Source organism: Achromobacter animicus (assembly GCF_040775605.1).
Lineage (GTDB): Bacteria > Pseudomonadota > Gammaproteobacteria > Burkholderiales > Burkholderiaceae_B > Achromobacter > Achromobacter animicus.
Genome location: NZ_JAYGJK010000001.1, coordinates 2,848,561 through 2,870,358, shown reverse-complemented (window position 1 = coordinate 2,870,358; position 21,798 = coordinate 2,848,561). Strand labels below are relative to the sequence as shown.

The window sequence follows — 21,798 nt, the reverse complement described above, 5'->3', positions numbered from 1 at the left end:
GCGCCGCTCAGCGCGCGACGAACAGGTCTTCGACTGACAGGCCGATGCCCAGGACGCGGCGGTCCGCACCATTGCTGGCCGCGATCATCAGGCCCACGGGCGCCGTGCCGGCCGCGTGGCAGGGCAAGGACAGCGCGCAGCCGTCCAGGAAATTGATGAGGGTGGGATTGCGCAGGATGAGTCCGTTGGCGGCGTAGTAGGCTTCGTCGGAACCCTGCAGGTCCGCGACCGGCGGCGCCACGATGGGCGTCGTGGGCATGATCAGCGCGTCGTAACCGGCAATGCGGTGGTCCACCGCGGCTACCCACGCCTCGCGCGCATCGAGCAGTTCGATGTAATCGGCGGCCGTCATATCCTGGCCGCGCATGATGCGCGAGACAACGCGCGGGTCGTAACGCTTGCCCGCGCGCGCGATCAGGTCGCGGTGCCAGGCCCAGGCTTCGGCGGCGGTGAAACCGCCCTTGCTGTTGATGGCGGCCAGTTCGGCGAATTCAGGAATCTCGATCCGGTCGATCAGCGCACCGGCGTCCTCCAGGCGTTGCACCGCCGCCGCGAAGGTGTCGGAGACATGCTTGTCCATGGCGTCCAGCGCCAGCGTCGTCGGAATGGCCAGACGCAGGCCACGCACGGGCAGCGCCTGCGGCAAGGGACCCGCATCGCCCGACAGGATGGCGTCGAGTTCGGCGCAGCACCGCACGCTGGCGGCGATGGGGCCGATGGAATCCAGATTGGCCGACAGCGGCAGCACGCCCTGCATGGACACCCGCCAGGCGCTCGGCTTGAACCCGGTCAGGCCGCACAGGGCGGCAGGAATGCGCACGGAGCCGCCCGTATCCGACCCGATCCCCGCGACGGCCATGCCGTCCGCAACCGACACCGCCGCACCGGACGACGAGCCGCCGGGAATGCGGCCGGTGGCGCGGTCGTACGGGTTCAGCGGCGTGCCGTAGTGGGGATTGATGCCCAGGCCCGAATACGCGAATTCGGTCATATTGGTGCGGCCGATGATGACGGCGCCCGCAGCAATCAGGCGCTGCACGACCTCGGCATTCGCTTCGGCCGCCGGCTCGCCTTCGCGCGCCACGGAACCGGCCATCGTGGTCTCGCCCGCGATGTCGAACAGGTCCTTGATGCTGATGGGCAACCCTTCGATCGCGGACCGCACGATGCCGGCCGCGCGCAGCGTGTCCGACGCGCGCGCCTGCGCCAGCGCCGAATCGGCGTAGAGCTTGGTGAAGGCGCGAGCGCCCTCGCCCGCCGGATCCTGAGCCCGCGCCAGCGCGGCTTCGGTCAATGCGACGGAGGTGCTGCGGCCCTCACGCAGGGCCGAGGTCAGATCATTCAGGGTCGAAACCATCATTGTCCTAATGCCGCCTGGCGGCGTAAGTGTTCGGACGGACGCCTTCGCGGGGAACGCGCCCGGATTCAGCGCCGAGCGTGGCAGCCATCAGGCGACCACGGGCAGCGACTCGACATGATAGCGGTGGCGCAGCGTGCGGTTCAGGCGCGGATCGTGCAGTTCCATCGTGAAATCCGCGGCCGGGCGGATGCCGCCGATGGCGGCCACCGTGCCGCAGGTCATGCCAGCGCCTTCCGGCAGCACGGCGCCGCCGCCCGTGTAGCCCGCGATCAGGTCCTGCGGCGTGCGCAACGTGGACAGCGGCCCTTCCTGGTACAGCACCTTTTCGCCGTTCTCAACGATGTAGGCGCGGATGATCAGCTCGTCCCAGTGCCCCGCCACGTCCGCAAGCCGCCAGGCTTCGGCGCCCACGGGCTTCACGCAGACCTGCTTGGACATCGCCACGCTGACGGTCTCCAGCTTGCGGTCGGTATGGTCGGACGCGATGCTGACGTACATCTCGCCATCAATCGCAAAAACAAACGTCTCGACCTCGCCCGACGATTCCTCGCCCAGCGCCTGCACGTTGGCCGACTGCGTAAGCTGGTTCTCGGCGATGCGGTAGTACAGCGGCACGCTGCTCGGACGCGGCACGCCAATGGCGGCCAGTTCCTCGATGTGGTGTTCGATGGCAGCCATGTCACGCCCGGCCCAGCCCGCCACGATCACGCTGTTGAAGGCCACTTCCACCTGGCGGGGATTGGCGTCGTCGATCTTGAATACGGCTTTCATATCAGTCCTGCGAAGAAGGAGTGGGAAGCGGCGCGGCCGACGGGCCGCGCCGGAATCAAAGAGTCATCAACTGAAGACGCGCGGCAGCCACAACGCGATGTCGGGCCAGAACGCCAGCAGCGCCAGCATCACGAACATGGCCGCCACGAACGGCAGGCTGCCGACGATCACGGCGCTCATCGAGCCGCTCTTGCGCAGGCTTTGCACGACGAACAGGTTCAGGCCCACGGGCGGCGTGATGAGGGCCGCTTCCACCAGCACGATGATGACGATGCCCAGCCAGATCGGGTCATAGCCCAGGCCGATCATGATGGGCGCCACGATGGGGATCGTCGTGATCATCATCGACAGCGTTTCCATGAAGCAGCCCAGCACCAGATAGAAGATCACCACGATCAGCAGCATCCAGCCGGGGGACAGGCCGAGGCCGGTGATCGACTTGGTCAGCGCATCGGTCAATCCCGTCGCCGACATGACGAAGTTCAGGAAGCTGGCGGCAATGACGATCAGCATGATCATGGCCGTGGACCGCATCGTGCCCTCCATCACCTCGCGCAGCATCGACCACGTCAGGCGGCGGAACCACGCGGCCAGGATGAACGCGCCCAGCACGCCCAGCGCGGCGGCCTCGGTCGGCGTTGCCAGGCCCGCGTAGATCGATCCGACCACCAGGAAGAAGATGCCCAGCGGCGGCGCAAGATGCACGAGGCTGGCGATCCGTTCGCCCCACGTTGCGTGGATCTTCTTGCCGCCCCACGACGGTTTGGCCACGCAGGCGATCACGACGGTCAGCATGAACAGCGCCGCCATCGCGAACCCGGGGATGATGCCGGCCAGGTACAGCTTGGGCACCGACGAGTTCGTCAGCACGCCATAGATGACCAGGTTGATCGATGGCGGAATCAGGATGCCCAGCGTGCCGCCCGCGGCAAGGCTGCCGAGAAACAGGGGCTCGTTGTAGCCATACTTGCGGATCTGCGGAATGGCGACGGTGCCCACGGTGGCGGCCGTTGCCACGCTGGAGCCGGAGGTTGCCGAGAACAGCGTCGAGGCGCCGATGTTGGCGTGCATCAGCCCGCCCGGCAGCCACGACAGCCACAGGCTCATCGCGCTGTACATGCGTTCGGCAAAGCCGGCGCGCAACAGGACCTCGCCCAGCATGATGAACAGCGGAATCGCGACCAGCAGGAATTCGTTGTTAGAACTCCAGGAGATCTCGCCGATGGCGCGCGTCAGCGGCAACATCGAGAACATCGGGTCAAGGATCAGGCCCAGGACGCCAAGCGCAGCGCCCACGGGGATCGACAGGCCGATCAGGACCAGCAGCAGTGTCAAAGCGGTGGCAATCATGCGGCTTCTCCCTTCACCATGCGCTCGCCCGCGGCGGCTTCCTCGTCAGCCTCTTCCTGCGCCGAACGCACGCCGCAGATCTGCTTGACCAGTTCGATATCGCCCGTGACGAGCGCGGCGGATGCCCGCGCCAGCATCAGCGCGACCGTGATGCACATCCATGCCAGACCCAGCACCCACAATCCCTGTGGAATCCACAGTGGCGTGGCGAGCGGCGTGTTGGCCGCGGACTTCTGCGTCCAGGACGTCACCACCACGTCGTACGCGTAATACGTCAGAAACACCATGAAGACGGCCAGCGCCACCATGGAAATCCAGTCCAGCACGGCCGACAGGCGCACGGGCAAATATTGATAGAGCACGTCGACGCGCACGTTGGCGCGCTGCAGCGTGGCAAACGCCAGCGCCCAGGAGGTGCTGATGGCAAACGCGTAGCTGGACAGTTCGTCCGCGCCCCCGGTCGTGAAACCCAGGAACTTGCGGGCCAGCACGTCGAAAGAGATCAGCAGCACGCTGGCCACGGTCAGGGCGCCGCCGGCCCATACGGCAGCGCGGGAAAAGCTTTCCGCGCGCCGCAACAGGCCGCCGAGCAGACGGAAGTGTTCGGTTTGAGTCATGAATGGAACCTCAGGTGGCACGGCCTGCCATCGCGTGCGGGCGCCGCGGACCTCATGCCAAGGTCACGGACCACCGCGCGCCATCACCGGCCGGAGTTCGCGCCGGCCCGTGGGCCGGCGCGTCCTGGCGCTTACTTGCTGGCGGTCAGGTTCAGCGTCTTGCCGACCGTGGCATTCCAGTCCTTCACGCACTGCGCCGAGCAGCGGGCGGCCCACTTGGGCAGGACGGCCTCTTGCGCCACCTTCTTGAGCAACGCCTTGTCGGCGTCGGAGGGTTGCACCAGGACCATCTTGCCCTTGACCGGGTACGGGCACGCAGCCGCGCCAGTGTTGCAGTCATAGCCTTCCTGCGTCTGGCGCGCGGCGGCATCCCAGATGTTGTCGACCAGCGTCTTGACGTTGTCCTGCAGGAACGTGCGCACCTTCGGATCCAGCTTGTCCCAGGCCTTCTGGTTGACGGCATGGATCTGCTGGTTCCAGTTGATCGGCAGCGCCACCAGGTGCGTCGACACCTCGTACCACTTGGCGGAGTAGCCCGACAGCGAACCCGTGATGGCGCAATCGACCACCTTGTTCTGCAGCGCGGGAACGACTTCGCCGAAGGCCATCGTCACGCTCGAACCGCCCAGTGCTTCGACAAATTCGGCCGTGGTGCGGCTGCTGGTGCGGACCTTCTTGCCCTTGATGTCGGCCAGGCCCTTGATCTCGGCATTGCAGAACAGCACCTGCGCCGGATAGGTGGAGATGCCCAGCAACTTGACGTTGTTGCCTTCGCCGTACAGCTTGGCGTAGACGGGCTCGAAGGCTTCGGTCACGGCGCGCGCGGTCTTGACGTCGGGCGCGAGGCCAGCCAGGTCGATGGCTTCGTTGATCGGGTTGTCGCTGGCAAAGTAGGACAGCGTGGCGGTGCCGAATTCGATGACGCCCTGCGACATCAGGCGCAGCAGCTCGGGCCCCTTCAAGCCCATTTCATTGAAGCCCTTGATCTCCGCCGTGACCTGTCCCTTGGACTGCTCGGGAATGGTCTTGGTCCAGAACGGCTTTTCGTAGTCGTTGTAGGCGGTCAGGTTGGACAGGCCGCCCACGATCTTCAAGTGGGTCTTGGGAAGGTCCTGGGCGTGGACGGCGCCGGCCAGAAGGCTGGCGGCGATGGCGGCAAAAGCAAGGGACTTCTTCATGGAAAAACTCCTGGCTGCGGGATCGTGTGCCGCGCGCGGGATCCCGTTGTCCTGGTTGCGCGCCGGTAGGAATCGGTGGTCTCGGATGTGTATCCAGCCGCTACTCCGTTATGAGCGCCATTGCAGCGTCAGGGGCGGCGAGCGTCCAATCGTAAGTTCCGATATGGGGGTATAAATATTTTTTGGGTCTCGCGGCGTGCGGCGGCGCCAATCCGCGCAAACGACGCATCGGCGCGGCTTTGCGGCCGACGGGCAATCGCGGCGGCCCCCTTCTCGCTTATGCAACAAGCAATCCGCGACGCCGCCCGCTCGGGAAAACACCTACGGCCAAATTGCCGGTCAGGTCTGCGCGGCAACCTTCTGCGCCATCTGCGCGATGACGCGCACGGCATGGCTGTCCGGCCCTTGCACCCACGTGGCGGTGAAGCTCAACTCGGGCAGCGGATCAGCCTGCACCTGCAGAATGCGCAACTCGCCGCGCGCCAGCTCCTTGCCCAGAAACACGGGCGCGATCACGCTGGTGCCGATGGCGTCCTGCGTCATCCGCACCACCATGGACATCGAGGCGCTGCCATACATGCGCGGCGACGTGACACCCGCACGGGTCAGCATGTCGCGCACCACGCGGTACGGCGAACTGTTGGAGGGATACGTGATGATCGGCAGCTTGCCGATCGTCGCAAGTGTCAGGGGCTCGGGACCCAGATCGAGCAGCGGACTGGCGACCCACGCCAGCGGATAGGTGCACAGCGGCAGATTCTCGACCCGTGCTTCAAGCACCGGCCCCATCAGAAACGCCAGATCGATCTGGCGCGACATCAGGTGCGAGCGCAGCACATGCGTGGTATCGACTTCGATTTCCAGCACCAGCGCGGGATACGTCGCGTGGATCAGTTCAATGAGCGCGGGCAGCCAAGTCTGCACGATGGTCTCGGCCACGCCGATGCGCACGGTTCCCGACATGACGTTCTGCTCGCGCGCGGCTTCGAACATGTCGCGCCGCACCTGCAGCATGCGCTCGGCATGCGACAGCAGTTCGTGTCCCTTGGCGGTCAGCTTGACGCCGCGCGCATCACGCTCGAACAGCTTGACGCCCAGGTCGGCCTCAAGCGAAGCGATGCGCTGCGAGACGGCGGGTTGCGTAGTGTTGAGTTTGTCGGACGCGGCGCGAAAGCTGCCCAGCGTGGCGACCCAGAAAAACGTTTCGACGTTGCGTAGTTCTATCATTGGCCTTTTCCCCCGGCGCGATGAGCGTATCATGTCAGCCGCCCATCGCCCCAAAGGCGCCATGCCTCGTGCACGCTGAAAGGAGTACCCTCCATGTCCCCGGCCGATAACGGTCGCCCGCGCCCCGGCGCGTCCGCCGCGCGCGGCCCGATGATCGGTGTGCTGCTGCTGGTGCTGTCGATGTGGACCCTGTCGTGCCTGGACGCGAGCGGCAAGTGGGTCATGGACGCGGGCGTACCTTTGCTCGTGCTGTCGTGGTTCCGTTACGCCATCCACCTGGTGCTTGTGCTGGCGCTTGTGCTGCCCGCGCGCGGCATGCGCGTGTTGCGCAGCACCAAGCCGCGCGAGCAGCTCATCCGCGGCGGCTCGATGTTCCTGGCCACGCTCATGTTCTTCACGACGCTGAGCTACATCCCCCAGGCCGAGGCCACGTCCATCAATTTCCTGGCGCCGTTGCTCGTGCTGTCGCTGGCGCCCTGGATCCTGAAGGAACCCGCGCGCATGTCACGCTTTGTCGCGGCGGGCATCGCCTTTGTCGGCGTGCTGATCGTCATCCGCCCCGGCGGCGGCCTGCACCCGGTGGGCACGATCTTCGGCCTGCTGACGGCCTGTTGCTTCACGGCCCAGTTCATCGCCACACGCCGCGTCGCCGGCGACGATCCGTTCACCTCGCTGATCTGGAGCGGTGCGGTGGGCACGATCTGCCTGACCCTTGCCCTGCCCTTCATCCTGCCGCCCGCGCTACCGTTCCTGCAGGCCTTGTCGGCGTTCGACTGGGCCGTGCTGATCTCCACCGGCATCACGGGCTGCGTGGGCCACCTGTTCCAGATCGCCGCCTACCGCCGCGCGCCGGCGTCCACGCTGGCGCCGTTCATCTACCTGCAGATCATCAGCGCCACGTCCGTGGGCTGGCTGGTATGGGGCCATTTTCCCGACCCGCTGACCTGGCTGGGCATCGCCATCATCTGCGCCAGCGGCGTGGGGATCGGCATGATCGAATGGCGCCGGGGTCGCGCGCAAAGCGCCGCGGCGGCGCGGGCTGCCCGCGGCACGTAAGCCCGGCGTTGAACGGCGACAGATTCGAAATCGCGGGCCGGCCGCCTCCCGTACAATGCGCTTCGCCTGATGCCCATTCCCGCATCCGTCCCTGGCGTATTCCCAACAAGAGGCTCCCATGATCATCAAGCCCCGCGTGCGCGGTTTCATCTGCGTCACCACCCATCCTGCCGGCTGCGAAGCCAACGTGAAGCAACAGATCGACTACGTGAAGGCGCAAGGACCGGTGCCTGGGGGCCCCAAGCGCGTGTTGATCCTGGGCGCGTCGACGGGGTATGGGCTGGCCGCACGCATCAGCGCGGCCTTTGCCTGTGGCGCGCAGACGCTGGGCGTCTTCTTCGAACGGCCGGGCGACGCCGCCAAGCCGGGCACGCCGGGCTGGTACAACAGCGCCGCTTTCCACAAGTTTGCCGAGGCCGAAGGCCTGTACGCCAAGAGCATCAACGGCGACGCCTTTTCCGATGAGATCAAGCAAAAGACCATCGCCGCCATCAAGGCGGACCTGGGTCAGGTCGATCAGGTCATCTACAGCCTCGCGGCCCCGCGACGCACGCACCCGAAGACGGGCCAGGTCTACACCTCCACGCTCAAGCCCATCGGCAAATCCGTGACCTTGCGCGGCCTGGACACCGACAAGGAGCTCATCAAGGACGGCGTGCTGGAACCCGCCTCGCAGGACGAGATCGACGCCACCGTCGCCGTGATGGGCGGCGAAGACTGGCAGATGTGGATCGACGCGCTGCTGGAGGCCGGCGTGCTGGCGGAGGGCGCCACCACCACGGCCTTTACCTATCTGGGCGAAAAGATCACGCACGACGTCTACTGGAACGGGTCCATCGGCGCGGCCAAAAAAGACCTGGACCAGCGCGTGCTGGACATCCGGGCCAAGCTTTCGGAACACGGGGGCGACGCGCGCGTGTCGGTGCTCAAGGCAGTGGTCACGCAGGCAAGCTCGGCCATCCCGATGATGCCGCTGTACCTGTCCCTGCTATTTAAGGTCATGAAGGAAGACGGCACGCACGAAGGCTGCATCGAGCAGGTGTATGGGCTTTATCGCGACAGCCTGTGCGGCCCGTCGCCGATCCTGGACGACGAAGGCCGGCTGCGGGCCGACTACAAGGAACTGGACCCGAAGGTGCAGGCGCGGGTGCAGGCGCTGTGGGATCAGGTCGATACGGACAGCCTCTATGCGCTGACCGATTTTGCTGGCTACAAGCGCGATTTCCTGCGGCTGTTCGGGTTTGAAATCGACGGCGTCGATTATGCGGCCGACGTCGATCCGGTCGTAGAGATCCGCAATCTGGGGTGAGCGCGGGGCGGCCGTGCCGACCGCGCGTTGCTCGTGCTGTCCCGGCGCACCGGGACGGCGCCATTCCTACAGGTATTCCAGCGTCACCAAATAGCGCTTACCCGCGGCCCGGTCTTCGGAAGTGTCCGCAGGCACTTCCCGCACGGAGGTTTTGACCCGCGGCGCCGGATCCACTGCGCGGGTCCGGGATTCAGGCACGCAGACCACGCGGGGGAGTCCACCGGCGCTTGCCGGCGTCACGCGCGGCCGGCAGACCGCCGGTTCCACGATGCCCCCGACAAAGCGGATGACACCACCGCTCGCGCCGGCAACGGCGGGCGCCAGCAACGCAACAACCAAGAACGCATGGATGGATGTACGGGCAGACATGGCAACTCCTTGAGTTAGCCTACTCCCGTACATTTGCGACAGCAATGGGTATTCGTCTCAATCGTCCGTGACCATGCGGCCGGCCGCCAGCACCAATTGCCGTCCGCAGCGCGCCGCCAGTTGCGGATCGTGCGTGACCAGCACAAGCGTCGTCCCGTGCTCGCGGTGCAGGTCGAACATCAGATCGATGACCGTCACGCCGGTTGCGGCATCCAGGCTGCCGGTGGGCTCGTCGGCAAACAGCAGGTCCGGCTGCACGACAAACGCACGGGCCAGCGACACGCGCTGCTGTTCGCCGCCCGACAGCGTGCGCGGATAGTGGTGCAGGCGCGCGCCCAGCCCCACCCGTTCCAGCATGGCCTGCGCGGCCTCGCGCGCGGATTGGCCGGCCAGCTCCAGCGGCAGCATCACGTTTTCCAGCGCGGTCAGGTTGGGCAGCAACTGGAAGGACTGGAACACGAAGCCGACGTGATTGGCCCGCAGGCGCGCGCGGCCGTCTTCGTCCAGGGCGAACAGGTCCTGCCCGGCAAGGTGTACGCTGCCCACGCTGGGAACATCCAGACCGGCCAGCAGTCCCAGCAGAGTCGACTTACCCGAGCCCGAGCTGCCCGTGATGGCCACGGCGCTGCCCGCCGCGACCGTAAAATCAATTCCTTCCAGGATAGAAAGCGATCCACCGGCATCGGCCACCCGCTTGCCCAGCCCTTTCACCACGATTGAGTTATTGCTATCCATGCGCCTATTTTCCCGTCTGCTTCTTGTGACTGCCTTCGCGACCGCCGCGGCGGCGCCCGCCCACGCTCAGACCGCCGCGGCGCCCCAGGGTTCCACGCCGCGCACTGTGCTGGTGGTGGGCGATAGCCTGTCCGCCGAGTACGGCATCAAACGCGGCACGGGCTGGGTGCCCCTGCTGTCCGCGAGGATCTCAGAACAATACCCGAAGTTCCAGGTCGTCAATGCCAGCATCAGCGGCGACACGACCAGCGGCGGCGTTGCCCGCCTGCCCGCTTTGCTGCGCCAGCATGCACCGGCGGTCGTCGTGCTGGAGCTGGGCGCCAATGATGCCTTGCGCGGCCTGCCCCTGAACATGACCGAGCAAAACCTGCGGACCATGACCCAGGCGGCGCGCAAGGCCGATGCCGAGGTGCTGATTGTCGGGATGCAGATTCCGCCCAATTACGGGCGGGACTACGCCCAACGCTTTGCCGCGGTGTTTTCCAATGTGGCCAAAAACGAAAACGCCCGGCTCGTGCCCTTCCTGATGGAAGGTATCGCGACGAACCGGGCGATGTTTCAGGCTGACGGCATCCACCCTAACGAGGATGCCCAGCCTCAATTGCTGGACAACGTGTGGCCGGCGCTGCGGCCCATGTTGAACTGACTATCTGCCAGGGCGATCAGCCCGCGGCCTGGGCCTGATCGCCGCGGATGACATCCGCGGCGGCGGGCGTGACGTTCACCTCGTACTGCTGGCGCAGCATGCGGATCAAAGCCTCGTTTTCGGCTTGGCCCCATGCACCCGACAGTTGCTGCGCCAGGCGCTCCATGTCGGCCGCATCGGACTTGCCGGCTTCCACCTTTTCCAGACGCACCAGCGTGTAGTCCACGCCGGACTGCACGCCCGTGAAGGCCGGCAGCGTGGCCGACGGCAGGCGCATCACGGCGTCCAGCACCGGGCGCGACAGATCCTGGGGATTCTGGCGCGTCACACTGATGGCCGGGCCGAAGCCTTCGGGCGTCGCGGCGGGATCGGCCTTGGCGGCCGCCAGGGCCGCCTCGCCGGCCTTCTTGGCGGCTTCGGCGGAGCGCTCGTCGAGCAGCTTGGCGCGAATGACTTCGCTGACCTTGTCCAGCGGCGGGACGTGGGCCGGTTCAACGGAGGCAACGCGCACGGCCAGCATCGTGTCGGGCGCGAGTTCGATCACACCGGAATTCTGCTTTTCGCGCAGCACGTCGGGCGAGAACAGCACTTGGCGCACGCGCGGGTTGTCCAGCAGCGCGGCGTCGGGGCTGTCGGCGGCGGAGCCCGGACCGGCCTTCTCGGCGGGCAGCAGGCCTTCGCGGGTGACGCCGGAAGCGGTGCGCAGCTTCAGGCCGACGGCGTCGGCAGCCGGTTGCAGGCTGTCGCGCTGGTCGTAGACCTGCTTGTTCAGCTGGCTGGCCATCTCGGAAAAACGCTGCGCGGCGATCTGCTTGCGGACTTCTGCGGTGATCTGGTCCTTGACCTCGGCCAGCGGCTTGACGGCGCCCGGGCTGATTTCCGTGACCTTGACGATGTGCAGGCCGAACGGGCTTTCGACCACGCCGGACACCTGGTTCTGGGCCAGGCCGAAGATGGCCTTGTCCAACGGGCCGGGCTGCGCACCCGGGGCAATCCAGCCCAGGTCACCGCCCTTGGCGGCCGAGCCGGCGTCCTGCGAATTCTTGGCAGCCAGTTCGGCGAACTTGGCGGGATCGGCGGCGGCCTGCTTGGCGATGTCTTCGGCCTTGGCGCGCGCGGCCTTGCGGGCGTCTTCGCCCGACGGCAGCTCGATGAAGATGTGGCTGGCGCGGCGGCGCTCGGGCTGGCCAAAGCGGTTCTTGTTCTGTTCGTAATACGAAGCCAGGTCCTCGTCCTTGACCTGCACGCCTTGCGTGGCGGCGGCTTCGTCCAGCACCAGGTACTGCACCTGCACCTGTTCCGGCACCTGCAATTGCTGCTTGTTGGCGTCGTACCAGGCCTGGATGTCGGCCGGGTTCACGGTGACTTGCGAGCGGAAGTCCGCGGCGGAGAAGTTGCGCAGTTGCACGGTGCGGGCCTGGGTCAGCGCCGATTCCACGGCGGCGACCACTTCGGCCGGCGCGCGGGCCGATTCGCCGACGGGCTCGAGCACACGGGCGATGGCCAGGTCGCGGCGCAGGCCGGCTTCAAACGACGTCGGCGACATGCCCTGCGCGGCCAGCACCTGGCGATAGCGTTCGGGCGAGAAGCGGCCGTTATCCTGGACTTCGGGGATGGCGGCGATCGTGTTGCGCAGCGTCTCGTCGGACACCGAGAAACGGTTGTCGGCGGCCACGTTGGCGAGCAGGCGCTGGTTGATGAGCTGGTTCAGCAGGCCTTCACGCAGCGCGGGCGTATCGATCACGGCCGGATCGAACTGGGCGCCCAGCCGCTGGCGGAACTGGTCAAGCTGGTTGCGGTGCGCCTGATCAAACTCGGCGCGGGAAATCGGCTGGCCAGCCACCGTCGCCAGCTCGGGCTCCCGACTCATGAAGCTGTCATAGCCTTGAATCCCGACCAGGAAGAAGGAAGGCACGATCAAGATCAGCAGGATGAACTGCATCCAGCGCCGATGGCTGCGAATAAATTCGAACATGGAATCCCTGTTGCCGCGCTCCGGGGGTAGACGCCCGGGGCCGCACGAAAACGCATAAAAAAAGGCGAAGTCGATTCGCCTCTATTCCCATACCGGTTCAAACCGGGTTCAGCGGGCGGATTTTACCATTTCTCATTCATTGCGCGGCCATTGTCCAAGCCAACGGGCAATGCGCGGCGTCGTGGACCATCCGTCCCCACGGAGGGCGAGGTCCGTCAACCCGGGAATCCCCCATTACCGCCCCCGCCCCGCGCTCGTATCGTGGACCGGGGGTTAGCCCGCAGATCGAGGGCCGCCCTGCCAGGCCGGCACAAGGCCGGTTTCCCTTCCCGCGCGCAAAAAGGTCACCCACGATGCCGTTCATGCCTTCCCGCCTCCCCATGCTGAAATCCTGTGTCGCCCTGATGTTTCTGAGCTGCGCCCACATCACGCAGGCCGCACCGGTGGCCAATGTGCTGGAGGCGGCCAAGGGCCAGCAGCAGGCCATGCTCGATACCATGCGTGATCTGGTGAATATCGAGTCGGGCAGCAAGGATGTCGAAGGCGTTGAACGCATCGCCGAACTGATCCGCGACCGGCTCAAGGAACTGGGCGGCGCCGTCGAAATCATTGCGCCTACCGACGTATTCCGGCTGGACGACACCCCCGAGAAGGTCGGGCCGATGGTCCACGCCGAATTCAAGGGCGGCGGCAGCAAGAAGATCATGCTGATCGCCCATATGGACACGGTGTACCGCAACGGCATGTTGAAGGACCAGCCGTTCAGGATCGACGGCGACAAGGCCTATGGCCTGGGAATTGCCGACGACAAGCACGGCGTGGCGGCCATCCTGCACACGATCGCGCTCCTGAAAACACTGAAGTTTGCCGACTACGGCACGCTGACGGTGCTGATCAACGGGGACGAAGAGATCAGCTCGCCCGGCGCGCGCAGCACCATCACCCGCCTGGGCGCCGACCAGGATGCGGTCTTTTCGTTCGAGGGCGGCGGCATGGAACCGCGCCTGACGCTGGCCACCAGCGGCATCGGGGCGGCGTACCTGACCGTGCAGGGCAAGACCTCGCACGCAGGCGCCCGGCCGGAGGGCGGCGTCAATGCGCTCTACGAGTTGTCGCACCAGCTCCTGCAGCTGGACGATCTTTCCAAGCCCGACGAGGGGCTGAAGCTGAACTGGACCGTCGCCCAGGCAGGCACCAACCGCAACGTCATTCCGGGACTGGCCACCGCCCAGGGCGACGCGCGGGCGCTGCGCGTGTCCGACTTCGATGCCCTGGCGCGCACGCTGGAGGAACGCATCCAGAAGAAACTGCTGCCCGAGTCCAATGTCAGCGTGAAGTTCGAGGTCCGCCGCCCGCCGCTGGAGGCGACTGCGGCGTCGCGCGCCCTGGCCCAGCACGGCGTGAAGGTCTACCAGGAGCTCGACCTGCCGCTGAAGGTGGTGGACCGGGCCAGCGGTGGCGGCACGGACGCCGCCTTTGCGGCGCTGAAGGCCCGCGGACCCGTCATCGAGGGCATGGGACTGAGCGGATTCGGCGCGCATTCGAATGACGCCGAGTACGTCCTAGTCAACAGCATCGTGCCGCGCCTGTATCTGGCCACGCGCATGATCATGGACGTGTCGCAGAACAAGGTATCCTTGCAACCTGTCCCAAAAGAACCCCAAAGCAGCACCAAATGACCGCAAACCTTCCCTCCTGGCCTTACTCCCGCCACATCGCGCACCGCGGTGGCGGCCGTCTGGCGCCGGAGAACACGCTGGCCGCCATGCGCGTCGGCGCCGAACACGGCTTCACCATGTTTGAATACGACGTGAAGCTCAGCAGCGACAACGTGCTGGTGCTGATGCACGACGACGACGTCGACCGCACCTCGAACGGCAAAGGCCCTGCCGCCGCCAAGACCTACGCCGAACTGGCGCAGCTTGATTTCGGTAGTTGGCATTCGGCGGCCTACGCCGGCGAACCGCTCCCCACCTTTGCCGCCGTCGCCCGCTACACGCTGGCCAACGGCATCGCCAGCAACGTCGAGATCAAGCCCTGCCCCGGCCGCGAAGCCGAAACCGGCCGCGCCGTCGCCCTGGCGGCCCGCGAACTGTGGCAAGGCGCCGGCACCGCGCCGCTGTTGTCCTCGTTTGCCGAAGAAGCCTTGGAAGCCGCCCGCCAGGCCGCTCCCGAATTGCCGCGCGCCCTGCTCGTGGAAAAGGTCCCCGCCGACTGGCGCGAACGCCTTGCCAAATATGAATGCGTGGCGCTGAACATCAACCAGAAGGACGCCACCCGCGAACTGATCGACGCCGTGCACGCCGCCGGCTACCGCATCGCGGCCTGGACCGTCAACGACCCCGAGCGCGCGCGCCTGCTGCTCGACTGGGGCATCGACGGCATTTTCACCGACGAGCTGGCCGCCATCCGGCCCGCCGCCTGAGGCAGAAAGCCCCGTGTTCAGCTACCGCCACGCCTTTCACGCCGGCAACCATGCCGACGTGCTCAAGCACGCCATCCTGGTCCATACCCTGGACTACTTCAACAAGAAAGACGCCCCGTACTGGGTCATCGACACCCATGCGGGCGCCGGCCTCTACAGCCTGGACAGCGACTGGGCAGCCAAGACGTCCGAGTTCGCGGACGGCATCGGCCGCCTGTGGGAAGCGCAGGACCTGCCGCCGCTGCTGGCCGATTACGTTGCGCGCATCCGCGACTACAACACCAACGGCCGTCTGCGCCGTTATCCGGGCTCGCCGTGGCTGACGCTGGACGCGCTGCGCCCGTCCGACCGCCTGCGCCTGTTCGAGATGCATCCCACCGAAATCGACACGCTGGTCGGCAACCTGGAGCACCAGGGCCGCGCCGCGCAGCGCCAGACCACGATCTACGGCGACGACGGTTTCGAGGGCATCAAGGCGCTGCTGCCGCCGCCCACGCGACGCGGCATGGTGCTGATCGACCCGTCGTATGAGGACAAGCACGACTATCGGCGCACGCTCCTCACCGTGAAGGAGTGCATCAAGCGCTTTGCCACCGGCACGTATGCCATCTGGTATCCGCTGGTGCAACGCCGCGAGGCCAGCGAGATGGCGCGCCATTTCGAGAACCTGAAGGTCAAGAGCTGGCTGCACGCCACCCTGACCGTCAAAAAGGCGACCATCGATGGTTACGGCCTGCACGGCAGCGGGATGTTCCTCATCAACCCGCCCTGGACGTTGCACGACGCGCTGAAACAGGCCATGCCGTATCTGGCGCGCGAACTGGCGCAGGACGAACGCGCAGGCTTCACGCTGCAATACCGCGAGAACCCGTTCCCGGTGCCGAAGAAGCAATCGGACGACTGACGCCCTGCCCCGCACCGGGGCAATGCGGCCGCGCCGACGACAAAGGGCCGCGCCTTCATGGCGCGGCCCTTTTTTTGCGATCGCGATCCTATGAGGTCCGCGACCCTTTTACGTCAGCGACCCTTTGCGACCGCGGCCCGCTTACGTCTGCGACCCGCTTACGTGTGCGACCCGCTCACGTCTGCGGCGCTCAGACCGTTTCCACGTCGGCCTGTCGCATCGCTTCCTGCGCCAGCGCCAGCTTCGACGCGGCATCGCGCAGCGAGGTGCGCAGGCCTTCCTCGATCACCGGGTGGTAGAACGGCATTTCCAGCATGCGCGCCACCGTGAGCTCCTGCTGCACGGCCCACGCCAGCAAGTGACCGATGTGCTCCGCGCTGGGTCCGATCATCTCGGCCCCCAGGAAGCGGCCCGTTTCGATGTCGGCGTACACGTGCAGCATGCCGCGGTTCTTCAGCATGACGCGCGAACGGCCTTGATCGCTGAAATCGACCGCGCCGGTGACGAATGTTCCCGGCACCAGCTTCGCGTGTCCTGCGCCGACCAGCGCAATCTGCGGATCCGAAAAGACCACGCCCAGCGGCGCACGGCGCAATCCCTCGCGCACTTCCGGGAAGCGCGCCGCGTTCTCGCCCGCAATGCGCCCTTCGTCGGCGGCCTCGTGCAAGAGCGGCGCGTCGGCGTTGGCGTCGCCGGCAATGAAGATCGGCGAGCTGCCCGCCTGCATCGTCAGCCGGTCAAACTGCGGCACGCCTTGCGCGTTGAGAGCCAGCGACGTGTTTTCCAGACCAAGACCATCGACGTTGGGCCGGCGGCCCGTGGCGACCAGCGCGTAGTCGAAGCGCTCGGTGCGCTCGCTGTTGTCCAGCGCCACGTAACGCACTTCCACCTCGTCGCCGACGCGGCCGGTTTCCAGGACGCGGGCATCGGTGTCCAGATAGAACTCGCGCTGAAAGATCTTGCGGGCAGTTTGCCGCACCTGCGGATCGCTGATGCCGCCCAGGCTGCCGCTCATGCCGAACACGCGAACTTCCACGCCCAGCCGGGCCAGCGCCTGGCCAAGCTCCAGCCCGATCACGCCGGGCCCGAAAACCGCCACACGGTTAGGCAGGTCGTCCCACGCGAACACGTCATCGTTCACAACGAGGCGATCGCCCAGCGCGCGGAAAGGCGGCGGCACGGACGGCCGCGAGCCGGTGGCGATCACGACACGCGAGGCCTGGATTTCGGTGTGGTCATCCACACGCAGCACGGTGTCGGACACGAATTTCGCGTAGCCGCGCACCTTGTCTTCGGCCGGAATGTTTTCCACGCCGTCGACAACAAAGCCCACAAAGCGGTCGCGCTCGCGCTTGACGCGGTCCATGACCTCGGCGCCGTCGACCGTGATCTCGCCGCCGACATGCACGCCGAACGCATCGGTGTGCGCCGCCGCGTGCGCCGCCTCGGCGGCCGCGATCAGCAGCTTGGACGGCATGCAGCCGACCCGGGCGCAGGTCGTGCCGTAAGGGCCGCCTTCGATAAGCAGCGCGCGCTTGCCCGCCGCCTTGGCGGCTCGGTAAGCAGCCAGGCCTGCGGTGCCGGCGCCGATGACAGCAATGTCGGTATGCAGCGTCTTCATGATTGGGAGTCCCCCGTGGTCGCGTAATGATCAGAATGTGAAGGCAAATTCCGCCTTGTTGCGTGCCCTCGAGACAAACGCCGTCCTGCGTCCTGATTGCGGACGCACGGCGCCCGCACAAGGGCGCAAAAGAAGGGAAACTTGCGGAAGTGGCGCGGCGGCTACGTTGCCGGCCATTGCGCCGGAGCGCGCGGCGGCCAGTGCGGAATCAACCGCCGCGCGTCCGGGCGACCGGGCGGGGGCCATGCCCCTGCCCGGCCGTCTCGCCGGTCTATCAGGCGAAGTGCGCCTTCAGGTCTTCCAGGCCGCCGATCAGGGCGCCGTTGATGAACACCTGCGGGGCCGTGCCCTTGCCGGACACTGCGCCGATCACGCGGCCGCGGACCTTGTTTTCCAGCGGGATCTCGATCGGGGCGTAGCCCTTGCTGTCCAGCAGCGCCTTGGCTTCGACGCAGAACGGGCAGCCCGGCTTCGAGAACACCACGACCTGGTCAGGCTTCTTGGCGGACGGCGCGAAGTGAGCCAGCATGGTGTCGGCGTCCGACACTTCAAACGGATCGCCTTCCTTTTCCGGCTCGATGAACATCTTTTCGACGACACCGTCCTTGACCAGCATGGAATAGCGCCAGCTGCGCTTGCCGAAGCCCAGGTCGCTCTTGTCGACGAGCATGCCCATGCCTTCGGTGAAGGCGCCGTTGCCGTCGGGCAGCAGCGTGATGTTGGCCGATTCCTGGTCCTTGGCCCATTCGTTCATGACGAAGGTGTCGTTGACCGACACGCAGACGATGCTATCGACGCCGGCGGCGAAGAACGCGGGAGCCAGTTCGTTGTAGCGCGGCAGGTGGGTGGACGAGCAGGTCGGCGTGAAAGCGCCGGGAAGCGAGAAGACCACGACCGTCTTGTTCTTGAACAGGTCGTCGGTCGTGACCTTCTTCCACGTGTTGTCCTCACGAACGGGGAACGTCACATTCGGAACACGTTGGCCTTCGCGGTTTTGCAGCATTCGATTCTCTCCTTGGTTTGATAACTTAAGTGGCGGGTTTCTGGCCCGCCATGAAAAGAATCATAAATCTCGACTATCAATTAATCAAATTTAATTAACTTAATTGATCGATAGTTTTTGGCGATTACTAAATATTTTGCGAAAGACCGAAGCTATCACAAAGCCGCGTTCGCGTCCTCAGACTCGGGCCGGCTCGTAACCCGCGTCGCGGATGGCGGCTTCTACCTTGTCGGCCTGGTCGGTGCCGGTGATGGTGACGCGATGCGTGGGCAGATCCACGGCGACCACGGCGCCCGGGACAGCCTCGTTGACGGCGCCGGTGATGGTCTTGACGCAATGGCCGCAGGTCATGTCGGGCACTTGGAAAGCGATGCTCATGGTTTTCTCCAAAAGTTGACGGCGGCGGTTTAGCCACCATGTCGGGCAGGTTAAACGTTCCCATCATGTCAAGGTCAAGCGTAGAATGGCGCTTGACCTTCCCACGATGGGAAGGATGAAACTGGGCGCTCCCATCCAGATCGAGATAGTCATGCACGCAGCACGCTCGTCCTCATTTTCCGAATTGGAACTCGCCATCGAAGGCATGACCTGCGCATCATGCGTCAAGCGCGTGGAAAAAGCGCTGGCGAATGTTCCCGGCGTTGCGCAGGCGCAAGTGAACCTTGCAACCGAGCGCGCGCGGGTCTCCTTCGACCCCACTGCTGCCGAGCCGCAGGCGCTCGTCGCGGCCGTCGGCAAGATGGGCTATGAGGCGCGCCCGATCGCCGCCCACGATGACCATGCCGAGCGGCAGTCCGAAGCCCGCGACGCCGAGGCGCACCGCTTGCAACGTGCATTCATCGCCGCGTTGGTCCTGACGCTGCCGGTGTTTGCGCTGGAAATGGGATCGCACCTGATTCCCGGCATGCACCACTGGGTGATGGAAACGATTGGCCGGCAAAACAGCTGGCTGCTGCAGTTTGTACTGACCACCGCCGTGCTGGTCTGGCCGGGCCGGCAGTTCTTCACCAAGGGGCTTGTGGCGCTGTGGCGCCGCGCGCCCGAAATGAATTCGCTGGTGGCGCTGGGCGCGGGCGCGGCCTGGGGCTATTCGGTTGTCGCCACGTTTGCGCCGGGCTTGCTTCCGGACGCGGCGCGCAACGTCTATTTTGAAGCTGCCGCCGTCATCGTCACGCTGATCCTGCTGGGCCGCATGCTGGAAGCCCGGGCCAAGGGCAAGACGGGCGCGGCCATCAAGCGGCTGATCGGGCTACAGCCGCGCACAGCGCGCGTGCTGCGCGACGGCCAGGCGCAGGACATCGAGATCGAACGCGTGCGCACGGGTGACATCGTGATGGTGCGGCCGGGCGAGAAGATTCCGCTGGACGGCGACATCATCGAAGGCAGCTCGTATGTCGACGAGTCCATGCTGACGGGCGAGCCCGTGCCGGTGGAAAAGCAGCCTGGCATGCAGGCCACCGGCGGAACGCTGAACACGTCCGGCAGTTTCACGCTGCGCGTCACGCACACGGGCGCGGACACCATGCTGGCCCGGATCATCCGCATGGTCGAAGCGGCCCAGGGCGCGCGGCTGCCGATCCAGGCGATGGTGGACCAGGTGACCGCATGGTTCGTGCCGGCGGTCATGGCGGCCGCCCTGCTCACCTTCCTGGCGTGGTTCTTCATGGGCCCCGAACCGGCGCTATCCCATGCGCTGGTCAACGCGGTGGCCGTGCTGATCATCGCCTGCCCGTGCGCCATGGGGCTGGCCACGCCCACGTCCATCATGGTGGGCACCGGGCGCGCCGCCGAAATGGGCGTGCTGTTCCGGCAGGGCGATGCGTTGCAGACGCTGCGCGACGTCAACGTCGTGGCCTTCGACAAGACGGGCACCCTGACGTTGGGCAAGCCCACACTCACCGAACTGGAGCCCTCGCCGGGCCAGGATCCGCAGCAGGTCCTGCAGTGGGTGGCGTCAGTGCAGGCGCGCTCTGAGCATCCCATCGCGCTGGCCATCGTGGCCGCGGCTGCCGAACGCAAGATTGAACTGCTTCCCGCCGAAAACTTTGCCGCCATTACCGGCGCCGGCGTCGAGGCCACGGTGGCGGGCCGCAAAGTGCTGGCGGGCGCAGCGCGTCTGATGGCCGAACGTGGCGTCGACGTCAGCGCATTCGGCGCACGCGCCGCCGACTGGGGCAACGAAGGCAAGACGCCGATCTACGTCGCCATCGACGGCCAGGCGGGCGCCATGATCGCCGTGACGGACCCGGTCAAGCCCTCGGCCGTCTCCGCCATCGCCGCGCTGCACGCGCAAGGCCTGAAGACCGCCATGATCACGGGCGACAACCGCCACACCGCGCAGGCGGTCGCGCGCCAGTTGGGCATCGATGAAGTGCGCGCCGAGGTGCTGCCGGACGGCAAGGTCGAGGCTATCGCGACGCTGCGCGAAGGCGGCCGCAAGGTGGCGTTCGTGGGCGACGGCATCAACGATGCGCCCGCATTGGCCGCAGCCGACACCGGCATCGCAATCGGCACCGGCACGGACGTGGCGATCGAGGCAGCGTCCGTCGTGCTGATGGCCGACGACCTGCACGGCGTGCCCAACGCCATCGCGCTCAGCCGCGCCACGCTGGCCAACATCCGCCAAAACCTGTTCTGGGCGTTCGCCTACAACGCGGCGCTGATTCCCCTGGCCGCTGGCGCGCTGTATCCGGCCTTCGGTCTGTCGCTGTCGCCGATCTTTGCGGCGGGCGCGATGGCGCTGTCCAGCGTCTTCGTGCTGGGCAATGCGCTGCGCCTGAAGGCATTCCGCCCGCACGGGAGGCAAGCATGAACATCGGACAAGCCGCCAAGCAATCCGGCATCTCGGCCAAGATGATCCGCTATTACGAAAGCATCGGCCTGATCAGCCCCGCCGTGCGCACCGATTCCGGCTACCGTGTGTACAGCGATCATGACGTGCACACGCTGCGCTTCGTGCGCCGAGCGCGCGATCTGGGGTTTTCGGTGGAGCAGATGAACGAGCTGCTGGCGCTCTGGCAGGACCGCAGCCGAGCCAGCGCAGACGTCAAGCGCATTGCGCTTGAGCACGTTGAGGAGCTGGAGCGCAAGGCGGAGGCGCTGCGCGAGATGGCCGCCACGCTCAAGCATCTGGCGCAGCATTGCCATGGCGACGAGCGGCCCGACTGCCCCATTCTGGAGAATCTGGGCTGCTCGCACTGACAACACGCGACGGAGGTTTTCCCGCCGCCGGATAACGCCAGGCGCGGGAGA

General features: G+C 66.1%; 20 protein-coding genes. 8 read left to right on the top strand and 12 right to left on the bottom strand.

Annotated features, from left to right (window positions below; all coding sequences use genetic code 11):
• Nucleotides 1–7: 7 nt before the first annotated feature.
• The 6 genes from AB3147_RS13010 to AB3147_RS12985 all read right to left on the bottom strand — a co-directional run bounded on the left by AB3147_RS13010 (nt 8) and on the right by AB3147_RS12985 (nt 6,503).
• The gene (locus tag AB3147_RS13010; protein ID WP_175122008.1) at nt 8–1,357 is read right to left on the bottom strand and encodes an amidase; all 1,350 of its coding nucleotides are present in this window, start codon (nt 1,355–1,357) and stop codon (nt 8–10) included.
• Between the two features lie 90 nt (nt 1,358–1,447).
• Nucleotides 1,448–2,131, bottom strand: coding sequence for a DUF2848 domain-containing protein (locus AB3147_RS13005; protein ID WP_367352101.1), 684 nt, complete (start codon nt 2,129–2,131; stop codon nt 1,448–1,450).
• A 66-nt stretch (nt 2,132–2,197) separates the two neighbouring features.
• On the bottom strand, nt 2,198–3,481 hold the full coding sequence (locus AB3147_RS13000; RefSeq protein WP_367352100.1) for a TRAP transporter large permease: 1,284 nt from the start codon (nt 3,479–3,481) through the stop codon (nt 2,198–2,200).
• Entirely contained in the window at nt 3,478–4,098 is a 621-nt protein-coding gene (locus tag AB3147_RS12995) for a TRAP transporter small permease subunit (protein WP_175121692.1), read from the bottom strand. The genes AB3147_RS13000 and AB3147_RS12995 overlap by 4 nt, the downstream gene beginning before the upstream one ends.
• A 131-nt stretch (nt 4,099–4,229) precedes the next feature.
• Nucleotides 4,230–5,276: a TRAP transporter substrate-binding protein gene (locus AB3147_RS12990; RefSeq protein WP_367352099.1), complete on the bottom strand. Its 1,047-nt coding sequence runs from the start codon at nt 5,274–5,276 to the stop codon at nt 4,230–4,232.
• Nucleotides 5,277–5,615: 339 nt separating this feature from the next.
• A complete protein-coding gene (locus AB3147_RS12985; protein WP_175121693.1) occupies nt 5,616–6,503 on the bottom strand; it encodes a LysR family transcriptional regulator in 888 nt (295 codons plus the stop codon).
• A gap of 93 nt (nt 6,504–6,596) precedes the next feature.
• Between AB3147_RS12985 and AB3147_RS12980 the strand changes: the two genes are divergently transcribed.
• Together AB3147_RS12980 and fabV are read left to right on the top strand one after the other, a co-directional pair.
• On the top strand, nt 6,597–7,559 hold the full coding sequence (locus AB3147_RS12980) for a DMT family transporter (RefSeq protein ID WP_367352098.1): 963 nt from the start codon (nt 6,597–6,599) through the stop codon (nt 7,557–7,559).
• A gap of 118 nt (nt 7,560–7,677) precedes the next feature.
• Nucleotides 7,678–8,868 carry an enoyl-ACP reductase FabV gene (gene fabV, locus AB3147_RS12975; protein WP_218343701.1) on the top strand — a complete coding sequence of 397 codons (1,191 nt, stop codon included), beginning with the start codon at nt 7,678–7,680 and terminating at the stop codon, nt 8,866–8,868.
• 66 nt (nt 8,869–8,934) lie between these two features.
• On the opposite strand, the gene AB3147_RS12970 is transcribed toward fabV, so the two are convergent.
• Nucleotides 8,935–9,237, bottom strand: a complete 303-nt coding sequence (locus AB3147_RS12970; RefSeq protein ID WP_218343700.1) for a hypothetical protein — start codon at nt 9,235–9,237, stop codon at nt 8,935–8,937.
• 57 nt (nt 9,238–9,294) lie between these two features.
• Entirely contained in the window at nt 9,295–9,972 is a 678-nt protein-coding gene (locus tag AB3147_RS12965; RefSeq protein ID WP_105238766.1) for an ABC transporter ATP-binding protein, read from the bottom strand.
• Here AB3147_RS12965 and AB3147_RS12960 point away from each other — a divergent pair.
• Nucleotides 9,971–10,618, top strand: a complete 648-nt coding sequence (locus tag AB3147_RS12960; RefSeq protein WP_175136625.1) for an arylesterase — start codon at nt 9,971–9,973, stop codon at nt 10,616–10,618. The genes AB3147_RS12965 and AB3147_RS12960 overlap by 2 nt on opposite strands.
• Before the next feature lie 16 nt (nt 10,619–10,634).
• On the opposite strand, the gene AB3147_RS12955 is transcribed toward AB3147_RS12960, so the two are convergent.
• Nucleotides 10,635–12,593 (bottom strand): SurA N-terminal domain-containing protein, encoded by a 1,959-nt coding sequence (locus AB3147_RS12955; protein WP_218343698.1) that lies wholly within the window; start codon nt 12,591–12,593, stop codon nt 10,635–10,637.
• A gap of 353 nt (nt 12,594–12,946) precedes the next feature.
• Here AB3147_RS12955 and AB3147_RS12950 point away from each other — a divergent pair, with 353 nt between their 5' ends.
• Genes AB3147_RS12950 through AB3147_RS12940 form a run of 3 tightly spaced genes read left to right on the top strand, consistent with a single transcriptional unit; the run spans nt 12,947 to nt 15,922 of the window.
• Nucleotides 12,947–14,272 (top strand): M20/M25/M40 family metallo-hydrolase, encoded by a 1,326-nt coding sequence (locus tag AB3147_RS12950; protein ID WP_367352097.1) that lies wholly within the window; start codon nt 12,947–12,949, stop codon nt 14,270–14,272.
• Complete coding sequence (gene ugpQ, locus AB3147_RS12945; protein ID WP_175136628.1) at nt 14,269–15,018, top strand: glycerophosphodiester phosphodiesterase; 750 nt, start codon at nt 14,269–14,271, stop codon at nt 15,016–15,018. The genes AB3147_RS12950 and ugpQ overlap by 4 nt, the downstream gene beginning before the upstream one ends.
• Nucleotides 15,019–15,031: 13 nt before the next feature.
• Nucleotides 15,032–15,922, top strand: coding sequence for a 23S rRNA (adenine(2030)-N(6))-methyltransferase RlmJ (locus tag AB3147_RS12940; protein ID WP_175121701.1), 891 nt, complete (start codon nt 15,032–15,034; stop codon nt 15,920–15,922).
• Between the two features lie 190 nt (nt 15,923–16,112).
• Here the strand turns inward: AB3147_RS12940 and AB3147_RS12935 are convergent, their stop codons facing one another.
• The 3 genes from AB3147_RS12935 to AB3147_RS12925 all read right to left on the bottom strand — a co-directional run bounded on the left by AB3147_RS12935 (nt 16,113) and on the right by AB3147_RS12925 (nt 18,924).
• Nucleotides 16,113–17,543: a dihydrolipoyl dehydrogenase gene (locus AB3147_RS12935; RefSeq protein ID WP_367352096.1), complete on the bottom strand. Its 1,431-nt coding sequence runs from the start codon at nt 17,541–17,543 to the stop codon at nt 16,113–16,115.
• 274 nt (nt 17,544–17,817) lie between these two features.
• Complete coding sequence (locus AB3147_RS12930; RefSeq protein WP_108005634.1) at nt 17,818–18,546, bottom strand: glutathione peroxidase; 729 nt, start codon at nt 18,544–18,546, stop codon at nt 17,818–17,820.
• A gap of 177 nt (nt 18,547–18,723) precedes the next feature.
• Nucleotides 18,724–18,924, bottom strand: a complete 201-nt coding sequence (locus AB3147_RS12925; protein ID WP_175185363.1) for a heavy-metal-associated domain-containing protein — start codon at nt 18,922–18,924, stop codon at nt 18,724–18,726.
• 151 nt (nt 18,925–19,075) lie between these two features.
• Between AB3147_RS12925 and AB3147_RS12920 the strand changes: the two genes are divergently transcribed.
• Nucleotides 19,076–21,358 carry a heavy metal translocating P-type ATPase gene (locus AB3147_RS12920; RefSeq protein WP_367352095.1) on the top strand — a complete coding sequence of 761 codons (2,283 nt, stop codon included), beginning with the start codon at nt 19,076–19,078 and terminating at the stop codon, nt 21,356–21,358.
• A complete protein-coding gene (gene cueR, locus AB3147_RS12915) occupies nt 21,355–21,747 on the top strand; it encodes a Cu(I)-responsive transcriptional regulator (protein WP_175121705.1) in 393 nt (130 codons plus the stop codon). The genes AB3147_RS12920 and cueR overlap by 4 nt, the downstream gene beginning before the upstream one ends.
• Nucleotides 21,748–21,798: the final 51 nt, after the last annotated feature.